The organism is Aliterella sp. E5.1 (assembly GCF_057473825.1).
The window spans coordinates 1-11429 of record NZ_JBYCCV010000111.1 but is presented as its reverse complement, the minus strand read 5'-3'; the positions used below and the strand labels follow the sequence as shown (position 1 = coordinate 11429).

The window sequence follows — 11429 nt, the reverse complement described above, 5'->3', positions numbered from 1 at the left end:
ATTTTGCTCCTCAAAACATGGCTTTGCTTAGGCATCTTGCTCTCAATCTTCTCGCCAAAGACTCCTCATCCCAGCGTGGCATTGCCGCCAGACGCAAAAAGGCAGCTTGGGATCATACCTATCTCATCAAACTTTTAACTCAATGATTTTTATGCGGTTGCCCTGTAAGTCAGCAGAACATTAGTGATGCGATGCGTCATATTGGAGTGAGTCGTAAAAAAAGACTTACGGGTATCGAGAACGGGATGAACTCCAACGCCAAGAGTTTCAAGAACGCTTACTGGCAAAGGCTTTAGGGCAGATTGTGTAGGTTGATGAAGCGGGCATTGATAACCGAGAAGAGGATCCTTATGGCTACTGCGAGATTGGACAACGCTTTCATGCCTCCAAGTCGGGTAAACCTATCGAGCGAGTCAGTTGGATTGCGGCGCTCAAGCAGGGGCAACTGTTTGAGCCAATGACCTTTGCTGGTTCCTGCAACCGAGCATTGTTTGAGATGTGGTTAGAGGAGTGTCTGCTGCCCCAATTGCAAAGGGGTGATGTCAAAGGCAATTGACAACGCCACTTTCCATCGCTCCCAAGCAATCGAAGAGATTGTGGCAGACGCGGGATGTGAAGTGTGGTATCTTCCAACTTACTCTCCTGACTTAAACAAGATTGAGCATTGGTGGTTCGTACTCAAAAATTGGATGCGGCAACGATGGGAGGAATTTGACAACTTTCGTGATTGTGTTGATGCTGCATTCAAATATAGTCCTAACGTATTCCCGTAGGGCTATAATCGCGATCGCCGCCGCCTCGTTTGCACAGTGATTGTCGCTGGGGAACTCTCAAGCGCCGCGCCATACAGGATCGGGCTGATTATACTTAGTGCGACCGTTGTAAGTGCGATCGCCACGTGTTTGAGTTACTAAACCCCGACTGTGGCGACGGTTTCAGAGCCTAGCATTCCCGTTTTGCTTCGGGTGGGTCGCCAAGTCTTTGAGCAGATGCCAAACGCTGCGTTTGAGGAAAAGCTATTTACAGTAACATCCACGATTATTCTCTACACAGTAGTCAGCGGGATCATTTTTCTAGCTTTAGGACAGTTTAAGCTGGGTGGATTCGTCCGGTTTATTCCGTATCCGGTTGTGGGTGGCTTTTTGGCAGGAACGGGAGCGCTGTTAATTTTAGGCGCATTTCATACCATTAGTGGCATCGATCACCACCACTTCACAATTTCGGCATTGTTTCAGCCGATTGTCTTGCTTCAGTGGGTTCCCGCTTTGATTTTTGCGATCGCGATGTTTGCGCTTCCCCACGGCATCGATCATTTTTTTGTAATTCCTGGAATTATTGTAGGTTCGATCGCATTGTTTTATGTAGGGTTGGCAATAACAGGAACCCCAATTGCCCAGGCACAGTCGCAAGGGTTGCTACTGGAGAAAATTGCGCCAGGAGGTCTTTATAACTTTACTACATTCCAATCGTTGGGTGGAGCGGATTGGAGGGTTGTTGCTGGGCAAATTTCAAGTCTAGCAGCACTCTGGCTGGTCGATTCTATGGCGCTGTTGCTGAATGCGAACGGAATTGAGTTACTAGCGGGGCGGGATTTGGATCTCAATCACGAGCTAAAAGTTGCTGGAACTGCCACAATCGCGTCAGGAATAGGTGGATTTGCAAGTGTGGCAGAGAACACGCTTTCTCGCAATTTAGGGGCAAGTATACGACATTATCTTGCCCGATGGCATCGAAAAACATGGTGTTATTCGCTCATCAGAGCAAATGCTGAGGCTCTCAATTCGATTGTTACTGCACTATCTCAAATTCTGGGCTGTTCCGATTCCAAACTGATTCCTACGCTCATTCAGCAACGCCAAGAATAGATCATTCCATCTAGAATAAGTGGAATCAAATCGAGGTTCTCTTCTAAAACAAGCAAACTTCCTTCCTGGTGGTAAACCTCCACTCCATCTATACCCAACGCTCCAATATCTGCTAAGGCAAGAATACGAGCAACAGGGGACAATGATTTATGCGGGTTATAAAGAAAAGATCGGGTTGATAAATTGCTTGCTCTGTAGAATCATAGGCACAAATCGTCGCTGAAATCGCATCTTGGATAATAGTTGTATCTTCATCAGTCAATCTTGCCGAGCTTGTAGAAGCTTGCGGCAATTGGTTCAACTGATTAATATAATCTAGCAACCGATCGATATTTGCCATTTCACTTACTCCTGGCTGTCGCTGCCTGGGAGTATGCTTTTAAGTAGGGACAACAAACACCTGAACCATATCATGGGCGATCGCACAAAGAACGAGTAATAATTTCAGCCGTGAGATGTCGAGGGCGGTTGTTTGATTCGATGCACTCCAATAAGGACAAACGACCTGAAAAATCTGGTCTGCTCGTCGCTGAACATTGTTTATGCGATCGCGGGTATGATAGTAAAGCTACTTTTGGACGATTTCTCGATCGAATTCTTGCAACGCAAAGGTTTTGATTTGAGCAACACTTTCGGCAATGGTTGTGGGAAGTTGTAATGAATGTTCCAAGAAATAAGACTGCGATCGCCGAGCTTCTTCGTTCATAAACCCACGTTCTGTTTAGTGCAGGTCAGTGCTGCTTTTTGCAATGATAACTTTTTATCACCCTCTCTATTATTGGAAAAATATTGCAGAGTTATACTAAGTTGCGCTCCGACATAGCAGCAGGGTTCCTGGGGTATAGCCACTTTTCCTGAATTAAGGATGATTTTTTAGAACGCAACTTGGTATTAGAAACAGCGAAGATAGGAGTGCCATGAGCATCGGGTAACGACAATTCGGCGGTGGCACAATTGGGGATTAGGCAGTGTTTTATGGGAATTACCAGGGCAAAGCGTAAAGCGTTTTTAAGTTTACTTTTGCCTAATACTTAATAAAATTGCACTGCTCAAACTCTAAAGTAAAAAACTGTACCCAAATTGGGTTGACTTTCAACCCAAATCCTACCCTGATGCCGATGAATAATTCTTTGGACGATCGCAAGCCCAATACCCGTACCAGGAAAATCTTGTTGGGGGTGCAAGCGCTGAAATGCTGCAAATAAGTTGTCTGCATATTCCATTTGAAAACCGATGCCATTATCTTGAACAAAAATTGTGCCATCAGGTAAAGAACCAATTTTGATTTGAGGTTGGTGGCGAAAGCGACTAAATTTAACCGCATTGTCGATCAAATTACTAAATACTTGTTGCAGCAAAATCGGATCGCCCTCAATTATGGGTAATCCTGTAATAATAAATTCGATTTTTGAATTGTCTGTGTGCTGAGTTACCAAAGCAACGGCAGTATCAACCAAAACGCAGGTATTGACCTTCTGCATAACTAATGGTTTTTGTCCGATCCGCGACAAACTCAACAATCCATCGATTAATAGCCCCATTTTTTGGCTGCTATCGTCAATCACCGTTAGATAGCGGGCAATTTTGCAATCGCTCAAAGCGCCAGTAGGTTCCAAAGCTCTAGCTAGAGCCTCAACAAAACCAGTAATGTGCCGCAAAGGAGCGCGTAAATCGTGAGAAACCGAATAAGAAAATGCTTCTAATTCCTTATTTATCAGTTCTAATTGCACTGTACGCTCTTTGACCTTGCGCTCTAAAGTTTGATTGAGTTGCCTAACTTCAGCTTCCGCACGTTGGAGATTGGTGAGTTGGCGCTCTAAAGATGCAGCCATATAATCAAAAGTCCGCCCTAGCTGGCTAAGTTCTTCGTGGCGATTTGGTAAATTGGTACGAGTCGTGAGATCCCCCGCCGCAATCCGCGTAGTGGCACTAACTAATTTTTTTAAAGGACGAATCCAAAATAGTTCGCTAATCGCCCAAGCTATAACTAAGGAAATCGCTGTGACTAAAGTAAGTCCAAGTAAGTTGCGTTTGAGAGTGCGGTTGGCTTGAGCAAAAGGCTCGACTTGGGAAATGCCAATAGCTGCCATATATCGATTGGGATCTACAAAATTGTTTTTTTCTGTAGGTATATACAAGTGTTCGCTACCATCTACACCGCGAATTTCTACGACATCTTTGCCTGTAACCAACATATTTTTAATGATTGGCATATTCAAAGTAGATTTTACTTGCAAGTCTTGCGGCTGTGGATAAGCAGCGATAGGGGAACCATTGCGATCGAGTACGCTCAAAGTTGTTCCTTTGGGAAGCTGAATTTTGGGAATAATTTGCTCGATCCAACTGGAGTTTAAAATTAAAAATACCGCAGATTCTACTTGATTTTGCTCGTTCAATATCGGGTAGGCACAGACAATCGAGCTGCGACTTCGATTAGGCTGGGGAGACTTGCTAACAGTAAAAGTACGATTAGTTACTGTTTGTTGCAACCAAGATCCAGCCTTCTCGACTTCCATTGTGTAGGGTACAGCGCTGCAAACTAATTGCCCATTGGCTTTAACTACACCGATGTTGTCATAAATTGGGTAGGATTTTAATACATCACTCAAAAGAGCTTTGCACTCAGTCACTTCGGGAGTGTGTACTCGCGTAAATTTTGCCAGTATCAATAATAATTGTTGAGCATCTTGAAGTACCTGGGCTTGATGGGTAGCAGCAATTTTACTAATTTTGAGCATATCTGCTCGCGCCTGCTGTATAGCTAAACGGCGATCTTCTATACCGTTGTACAGTGTCATCCCCAGCACGGGGACAATGCACGCAAGTATTAACAAAATTAAGAGATCGCGCAGGCTAGTAAAATAAAAACGGCGCATAGATTGCAACTAATTATTTGAAAATATTGCTTAAAACTAAAAATTGACTTTGCAAAATAGAAGCTACGGCGACTTGCGGCGTTCAAGGGCATGAACAAAACTAGAAAGTCACTTTTTATAACTTTACTCCCAACACTCTATCCTTGTAGTCAATACTTTTTTAGCTAAACATTACCTATGGCTGGACAACTAGCGCAATTATTTATCAATGGTATTGCTGTCGGCAGTATTATTGCCCTAGCTGCTGTAGGGCTAACGCTGACTTACGGCATTTTGCGTTTATCAAATTTTGCTCATGGAGACTTTATGACTTTGGGCGCTTACATTGCTCTTAGTGCCAATCTCCGGGGCATAAATATTTGGCTATCAATAATTTTGGGCGTGTTAGGCACGGTTGCTGGAATGCTGTTGTCGGAAAAATTGTTGTGGTCAACCATGCGTGATCGCCGAGCTAGTTCTACTACCCTCATTATTATCTCAATTGGACTTGCGCTATTTATCCGCAATGGCATTATTTTAATTTGGGGCGGTGCTAGTCAAAGCTACGATTTGCCTGTCAGCAGTGCTTTAACTATCGCGGGAATACGCATACCTCAAAACCAGTTGTTGGTAGTAGGGCTGGCTATTATTGCAATTTTTGCTTTATATTACTTGTTGCAGTACACCAAAGTCGGCAAAGCAATGCGAGCGGTAGCTGACGATATCGATCTTGCTCGCGTTTCTGGCATAGATGTCGAGCGGGTAGTTATTTGGACTTGGATAATTGCTGGCACGTTGACCGCTATTGGCGGCTGTATGTACGGTCTAACTACTGGATTGCGCCCTAATATGGGCTGGTTTTTGATTTTACCGATGTTTGCTTCTGTAATTTTGGGAGGCATTGGCAACCCTTACGGAGCGATCGCGGCGGCTTTTATTATTGGCATTACCCAAGAGATGAGTACCCCTTGGTTGGGTTCTCAGTACAAACTAGCTGTAGCTTTGTCATTCATGATTTTGGTGTTGTTAATTCGTCCTAAAGGCTTATTTAGAAGCACTATTTAAGTAAAAGCAGGCGATTGCCTGCTTTTAGTCAATCCTAGGGATTGATAACGTGGAAGTAGATGGCGGCAATCAAAAAGTTACCTGCTAAAAGAATCAAAGAAACAATAGTCCGAAATGGATAAGGAGCAGTGCTAGTATTCATAGTTGCGCCTTTGGGATCGTTTATTTTGGCCGTCATAGATACAAATCCTTTTTCTTGTAACTTAATTAAGGAATACCAAAGAACGCTACTCTTGACTAGAAATCTGTAGAAATATTTTTACTAAGTTATTCCCTTTCTCCGGCATGGTAAGAACTGCGTACCAAAGGAGCCGATCGCACGTGATTAAAGCCCATATTTCGAGCTATTTCTCCAAGGAACGCGAATTCCTCTGGAGTCCAATACTTCTGTACTGGTAGGTGTGCCAAAGAGGGGCGCATATACTGCCCCAAAGTCAAGCGATCGCACCCGATACTCCTTAAGTCTGTCATCGCTTCAATTACCTCTGTTTGGGTTTCGCCATGTCCCAGCATCAACCCTGACTTAGTGGCGATTTGCGGATCTAGTTCTTTGACTATCTGCAAAACTTGCAACGAGCGATCGTACTTCGCCCCCCGCCGTACTCGTCCTTGCAGCCTTTTGACTGTTTCGATGTTGTGGTTGTAACATACAGGCTTTTGCTCTACCACTATGGCAATGCGGCTTCTCCATGAGACACTATCTTTACCACCCCAAAAGTCTGATGTTAATACTTCTATTTGGGTTTCATAGTTCAAGCGACGGATATTAGCAATGACTTCAGCAAACCAACTTGCGCCCCCATCTGGCAAATCATCCCGCGCCACGGAGGTGAGAACCACATACTTCAAACCTAGCAATTGCACCGATTGGGCTACTTTTTGTGGTTCTTCAGGATCTAAGGGCATTGGCGCATGACCTTTATCTACTTGACAAAACGCGCAAGCTCTAGTGCATACGGGTCCCATCAGCAGAAAAGTTGCAGTCTTTTGGGCGTAACATTCACCTCGATTTGGGCAGCGTCCTTCTTCACAAATAGTATGAATTTGTCGTTGCTTGATGATACGTTGGACAGTGGAGATTTCACTAGCCTTGCCAAGCGGACGACGCAACCAAGCGGGCATCAACTCAGTTTGTGCTAATTTTCGCGCCGCCGAGGGGAATTCAGTCATAGGTATTTAAACAATTAAAATAATTTTTATAAATATGACTATAAAGCCGTAAATTTACTTAGCTTAACATCAAACAAAATATCAGCTTGTTTTAGTTCTCCGTAAAATTTCTCTTGAAGGCACTATAGTCCTAGCGTTAAGTTTAATTTATGGTTGTGCTAGGCATAACTACATTAGTAATATTACTATTTTAAATTCAAATTCTTCCCTCAAGGATTAACTCATGACCAACCGTAAAATTTTAGTTATTGATGACAGCCGCGTAATTCGGGTACGAGTAAGAGAAATGTTGCCCCCAGGTAACTTTGAAGTCTTGGAAGCCAAAGACGGATTGGAAGGAATCAACTTGATTCGCCAAGAACTGCCAAACTTGATTATGCTTGACTTTCTCTTGCCTAAAATGAGCGGTTGGGAAGTATTTCAGCAAATTCAACAAAACCCCGAATTACGCAAAATTCCCTTGGTTTTGATGTCTGGGCGCAAAGAAGAAGTAGTAGAAAAAATCCAAGAACCCTTTGAGCATTTTGAATTTATCTTAAAGCCCTTTGAGCAAAAAGACCTGATTGGAGCAATCAAGTCAGCAATGGCAAAATCCAAATTGCCACCAAAAGGTACGGCAACAACTACCGCCGGGACTCGTAGTAGTACCTACGCTACCGGAACGGCAGAAATTCAGGTAATGCAACAGAAAATTTCTAGTATGCAAGCAGAAATTAATGCTCTCAAGCAACAAATCGGGCAAATTGTCACTTTTATTAATAAAAAATAATCGTCTTTTCTGAGCAATCATCTCCACATAAAAAATACGAGGTCTAATAATTAAGATTAGGAATATTTGCCGTGAAAGCCCCATTACCAAGTAATGAAACTGGCAGGCTTCAAGCTTTAAGCAAGTATGAAATTCTAGACACGGCGATGGAAAGTGTCTTTGATGATTTGACGCGCTTGGCGGCTTCTATTTGTGGTGTTCCGATGGCTATGGTAAGTTTGATCGATCGCGATCGCCAGTGGTTTAAATCAAAAGTAGGCATAGAAATCTGTGAAACTTCTAGAGATTTTGCCTTTTGCACCCATGGAATTTTGCAAACTGAGCCGTTAATTATCCCCGATGCCAAGCAAGACGAGCGTTTTGCTGAAAATCCCCTAGTTATCGGCGCTCCCCATATCCGTTTTTATGCGGGCGCGCCTCTAATCGATCCCGATGGTTTTGCTCTAGGGACTTTATGTCTAATTGACTATATACCTCGTCATTTGAATGCCGAACAACAAGATGCTTTGGTCGTTTTGTCGCGTCAAGTAATGACGCAATTAAGTTTGCGGCGCAACTTGGTAGCCTTGCGAGAATCTACAACTAGATGCCAAATTGCTGACGAAGCGATGCAGCAAATGGTCAGGTTTCAAAAGGCGATTTTGGATGGTGCGAACTACTCGATTATTTCTACTACAAAAGACGGAATTATTCAAACTGTTAATGCCGCCGCCGAGCGCTGGTTGGGATATATACTGCCCAAGAACTAATCGGGCAAACTCCCGCTCTTTTTCACGACATTACGGAAGTAAAGCAGTATGCCTGGGAACTCTCCCAAGAAATGGGAACAACTATTGAGCCAGGATTTGAAGTTTTTGTAGCCAAAGCCCAAAGCGGACAAGCAGACGAACGCCAATGGACTTATATCCGCGCTGATGGCAGCCGTTTTCCCGTCTTGCTATCCGTTACAGCTTTGCACGATACCGAGGGCAGTATTACAGGTTTTATCGGCATTGCCAAAGATATTAGCGATCGCGTCTTAGCGCAAGAAGCCCTCAAAAAGTCTGAGCAAAAACTAGCAATGCACATCCAGCAAACTCCAGTTGCGGCAATTGAATGGGATTTAAATTTTGAAATTACTAACTGGAATCGCTAGGCAAAAAATATTTTTGGCTACTGCGCCGAGGAATCTATTGGTCATCATGCGGCGGGGCTTTTAGTACCGCCATCAGCAAGAAATGATGTCAATCGAGTCATGACAGAGCTACTAGGGCAAACTGGCGGCACTCACCATATCAATGAAAATTATTACCAAAGATGGTAAAACAATTGTTTGTGAGTGGTTTAGTACCCTCTTGGTAGATAGCCACGGCGATGTCATTGGGGTTGCCTCTCTAGCCCAAGATATTAGCGATCGCTTTAGTGCCGAAAAAGCCCTCCAAGCCAGCGAACAGAAGTATCGTTCTGTAGTGGGCGTTAAAGAAGTAATTTTTCAAACCGATACTACAGGGTTATGGACTTTTCTTAATCCCGCCTGGACAGAAGTTACGGCATTTACCATCCCTCAAAGCCTTGGCACAAGCTTTTTAGACTACATTCATGAGCGCGATCGCTAGCACAATGCAGAAGTTTTCCACCTGCTTGTCCAAGGTCGCAAAGAATACTGTCGTCATGAAGTTCGTTACCTAACAAAATACGGTGTCTATCGGTGGGTTGAAGTTTATGCCCGCTTGACTCTAGACGACGGAAATATTTTGGGTACTTCTGGTACGCTCCGAGATATCACTGAAAACAAGCAAGCTGCTGCCGCTTTGAAAGAGAGCGAGAAACTATTTAAAGCTGTATTTGACCAAGCCTTTCAGTTCATTGGATTGCTGACTTGCGATGGTGTTGTGCTAGAAATCAACAAAACTTCTCTTGATTTTGGTGGTGTCACCCTTAAAGAAGTCGTAGGGCAATTTTTTTGGGGAACGCCCTGGTGGCGGCATTCTCCGGTAGCCCAAGTTCAACTAAAAGATGCGATTTTTCAGGCACAAACAGGTAATTTTGTCCGCTACGAAGTCGATGTTGTGGGTGCAGAAAATACTAATGTTCCTGTAGATTTCTCGATTAAGCCGATTACTGATGAAACCGGAAAGGTTGTTTTGCTGCTGTTAGAGGAACGAGATATCACTGAGCGCAAGCAAACAGAAGAAGCTTTGCGATCGAGCTTTGCTACCAATCGCGCCTTAATTAATGCTTTACCAGATTTAATGTTTCGGATTAGTGCTGATGGCATTTTTGTTAACTTCAAAGCTAGTAAAACTCACAATGTGCCATTACTCCCAGGAGAATTTTTAGGCAAAAGTGTTTGTGAGGTTATGCCTGCGGATGTAGCTGAACTGACAAGGAACGGTATTACTCAAGCCATTGCCACCGGAGACTTGCAAGTTTTTGAGTGTCAAATGCTATTAGATGGAAATACTTGTCACTACGAAACTCGGATTGCTGTTAGTGCGGAAAATGAAGTGATGGTTATAGTTAGAGACATTACCGGGCGCAAGCAAGCCGAAATAGAAGTTCGCAATGCCCTAGAGACAGAAAAACATTTAGGCGAATTGAAGTCCCGGTTTGTAACTATGACTTCTCACGAGTTTCGCACGCCATTAACTACTATATTATCTTCAGCCGAATTAATAGAAGACTTTGGTGATATTTGGAGCAAGGACAAAAAACGCTTGCATCTCAATCGAATCAAAGTCAATGTCAAGCACATGACTCAATTATTGGACGATGTGATATTGATGGGCAAAGCAGAAGTAGGTAAACTAGATTGCGATCCTGCCTTGCTTGATATAGTTCAATTTTGTCGCAACTTGATAGATGAGATTCCCCCTAGCAGTATTAGCAATCATCCCATTGCCTTGGTTAGCTCAACTAATACTCTTTGCGCTTACTTAGATGAAAAATTATTACGGCATATCTTGAGCAACTTACTTTCCAATGCTATTAAGTATTCACCGCACGGAGGAACAATTGATTTTCACATTGGTTGCCAGCAAGAAGAAGTCATTTTCAAAATTCAAGATCGGGGTATCGGCATTCCAAGTTTAGAACAAGAACGCTTATTTAGTTCGTTTTATCGAGCCAGCAATGTTGGTAATATCTCCGGGGCAGGGCTGGGACTTGCGATTGTCAAAAAGGCAGTAGATTTACATCAAGGAAAGATTACTGTCGAAAGTAAAGTCGGAGTAGGTACAACGTTTGTTGTTTATCTGCCATTAAAACAGGAAAAAATATATGAACAAGATATTAGTAATTGAAGATGAGTTTTTGATTAGAGAAAACCTTTTAGAACGTCTTGGGGCTAAAGGGTTTGACACGGTGGGCGCAGAAAACGGTTTAGATGGAGTCAAGTTAGCAATCGCCGATCGCCCAGATTTGATCATTTGCGATGTAATGATGCCGGAATTAGATGGTTATGAAGTGCTGAAAACTTTGCGCCAAAACCCTAATACGGCGGCAATTCCGTTTATTTTTTTGACAGCAAAAGCCGATAAATCAGCCTTGCGTCAAGGGATGGAACTAGGAGCAGATGATTATTTGGTAGTGCTGAATATCCCTCTTTTATCACTCTAAGCAGAGAGTATTTAGAATAAAAATAGATACTACTGTTTGAAAGCAAGTATGTCAGTTGCGAGATCTGCTCAACCCACAATCCGATTTGTAGATGAGTACTGCCGACTA

At 43.2% G+C, this 11429-nt stretch carries 12 protein-coding genes and 4 pseudogenes; 11 read left to right on the top strand and 5 right to left on the bottom strand.

Annotated elements, in window-relative coordinates:
• Positions 1-149: 149 nt before the first annotated feature.
• The 3 pseudogenes from AC2VE5_RS21500 to AC2VE5_RS21490 form a co-directional block, all read left to right on the top strand.
• Positions 150-773 (top strand): annotated as a pseudogene (locus tag AC2VE5_RS21500) (IS630 family transposase); the annotation flags it as partial.
• 216 nt (positions 774-989) lie between these two features.
• Positions 990-1643, top strand: a pseudogene (locus AC2VE5_RS21495) (SulP family inorganic anion transporter); the annotation flags it as partial.
• A 60-nt stretch (positions 1644-1703) separates the two neighbouring features.
• Positions 1704-1833: pseudogene (locus AC2VE5_RS21490) on the top strand (IS1 family transposase); the annotation flags it as partial.
• A 144-nt stretch (positions 1834-1977) separates the two neighbouring features.
• Here the strand turns inward: AC2VE5_RS21490 and AC2VE5_RS21485 are convergent.
• The 3 genes from AC2VE5_RS21485 to AC2VE5_RS21475 form a co-directional block, all read right to left on the bottom strand.
• Positions 1978-2205 (bottom strand): hypothetical protein, encoded by a 228-nt coding sequence (locus AC2VE5_RS21485; RefSeq protein ID WP_486889722.1) that lies wholly within the window; start codon positions 2203-2205, stop codon positions 1978-1980.
• Between the two features lie 228 nt (positions 2206-2433).
• Positions 2434-2571: a hypothetical protein gene (locus tag AC2VE5_RS21480; protein WP_486889720.1), complete on the bottom strand. Its 138-nt coding sequence runs from the start codon at positions 2569-2571 to the stop codon at positions 2434-2436.
• Between the two features lie 343 nt (positions 2572-2914).
• Positions 2915-4741: a sensor histidine kinase gene (locus tag AC2VE5_RS21475; RefSeq protein ID WP_486889719.1), complete on the bottom strand. Its 1827-nt coding sequence runs from the start codon at positions 4739-4741 to the stop codon at positions 2915-2917.
• Between the two features lie 177 nt (positions 4742-4918).
• On the opposite strand from AC2VE5_RS21475, the gene AC2VE5_RS21470 reads away from it, so the two are divergent.
• Positions 4919-5785 (top strand): branched-chain amino acid ABC transporter permease, encoded by an 867-nt coding sequence (locus tag AC2VE5_RS21470; protein WP_486889718.1) that lies wholly within the window; start codon positions 4919-4921, stop codon positions 5783-5785.
• 34 nt (positions 5786-5819) lie between these two features.
• On the opposite strand, the gene psaX is transcribed toward AC2VE5_RS21470, so the two are convergent.
• Together psaX and lipA are read right to left on the bottom strand one after the other, a co-directional pair.
• Complete coding sequence (psaX, locus tag AC2VE5_RS21465; protein ID WP_486889726.1) at positions 5820-5927, bottom strand: photosystem I protein PsaX; 108 nt, start codon at positions 5925-5927, stop codon at positions 5820-5822.
• A gap of 125 nt (positions 5928-6052) precedes the next feature.
• A complete protein-coding gene (gene lipA, locus AC2VE5_RS21460; protein ID WP_486889717.1) occupies positions 6053-6955 on the bottom strand; it encodes a lipoyl synthase in 903 nt (300 codons plus the stop codon).
• Positions 6956-7178: 223 nt separating this feature from the next.
• Here lipA and AC2VE5_RS21455 point away from each other — a divergent pair, with 223 nt between their 5' ends.
• The 7 genes and pseudogenes from AC2VE5_RS21455 to AC2VE5_RS21425 all read left to right on the top strand — a co-directional run bounded on the left by AC2VE5_RS21455 (position 7179) and on the right by AC2VE5_RS21425 (position 11321).
• Positions 7179-7724, top strand: coding sequence for a response regulator (locus AC2VE5_RS21455; protein ID WP_486889716.1), 546 nt, complete (start codon positions 7179-7181; stop codon positions 7722-7724).
• Between the two features lie 71 nt (positions 7725-7795).
• The gene (locus tag AC2VE5_RS21450) at positions 7796-8473 is read left to right on the top strand and encodes a GAF domain-containing protein (protein ID WP_486889715.1); all 678 of its coding nucleotides are present in this window, start codon (positions 7796-7798) and stop codon (positions 8471-8473) included.
• Positions 8443-8859, top strand: a complete 417-nt coding sequence (locus AC2VE5_RS21445) for a PAS domain-containing protein (RefSeq protein ID WP_486889725.1) — start codon at positions 8443-8445, stop codon at positions 8857-8859. Before AC2VE5_RS21450 ends, AC2VE5_RS21445 begins: the two co-directional genes overlap by 31 nt.
• A 142-nt stretch (positions 8860-9001) precedes the next feature.
• Entirely contained in the window at positions 9002-9319 is a 318-nt protein-coding gene (locus AC2VE5_RS21440; protein WP_486889714.1) for a PAS domain-containing protein, read from the top strand.
• A gap of 18 nt (positions 9320-9337) precedes the next feature.
• A pseudogene (locus tag AC2VE5_RS21435) lies at positions 9338-10234 on the top strand (PAS domain-containing protein); the annotation flags it as partial.
• Positions 10214-11005, top strand: a complete 792-nt coding sequence (locus AC2VE5_RS21430; protein WP_486889724.1) for a sensor histidine kinase — start codon at positions 10214-10216, stop codon at positions 11003-11005. The pseudogene AC2VE5_RS21435 and the gene AC2VE5_RS21430, both read left to right, overlap by 21 nt.
• A complete protein-coding gene (locus AC2VE5_RS21425) occupies positions 10983-11321 on the top strand; it encodes a response regulator transcription factor (RefSeq protein WP_486889713.1) in 339 nt (112 codons plus the stop codon). The genes AC2VE5_RS21430 and AC2VE5_RS21425 overlap by 23 nt, the downstream gene beginning before the upstream one ends.
• Positions 11322-11429: the final 108 nt, after the last annotated feature.

What these genes read in the sequence shown, in the direction of transcription:
- AC2VE5_RS21485 (WP_486889722.1), bottom strand. Translation starts at nt 2,205, where the DNA reads ATGGCAAATATCGATCGGTTGCTAGATTATATTAATCAGTTGAACCAA.
- AC2VE5_RS21480 (WP_486889720.1), bottom strand. Translation starts at nt 2,571, where the DNA reads ATGAACGAAGAAGCTCGGCGATCGCAGTCTTATTTCTTGGAACATTCA.
- AC2VE5_RS21475 (WP_486889719.1), bottom strand. Translation starts at nt 4,741, where the DNA reads ATGCGCCGTTTTTATTTTACTAGCCTGCGCGATCTCTTAATTTTGTTA.
- AC2VE5_RS21470 (WP_486889718.1), top strand. Translation starts at nt 4,919, where the DNA reads ATGGCTGGACAACTAGCGCAATTATTTATCAATGGTATTGCTGTCGGC.
- psaX (WP_486889726.1), bottom strand. Translation starts at nt 5,927, where the DNA reads ATGAATACTAGCACTGCTCCTTATCCATTTCGGACTATTGTTTCTTTG.
- lipA (WP_486889717.1), bottom strand. Translation starts at nt 6,955, where the DNA reads ATGACTGAATTCCCCTCGGCGGCGCGAAAATTAGCACAAACTGAGTTG.
- AC2VE5_RS21455 (WP_486889716.1), top strand. Translation starts at nt 7,179, where the DNA reads ATGACCAACCGTAAAATTTTAGTTATTGATGACAGCCGCGTAATTCGG.
- AC2VE5_RS21440 (WP_486889714.1), top strand. Translation starts at nt 9,002, where the DNA reads ATGAAAATTATTACCAAAGATGGTAAAACAATTGTTTGTGAGTGGTTT.
- AC2VE5_RS21430 (WP_486889724.1), top strand. Translation starts at nt 10,214, where the DNA reads ATGGTTATAGTTAGAGACATTACCGGGCGCAAGCAAGCCGAAATAGAA.
- AC2VE5_RS21425 (WP_486889713.1), top strand. Translation starts at nt 10,983, where the DNA reads ATGAACAAGATATTAGTAATTGAAGATGAGTTTTTGATTAGAGAAAAC.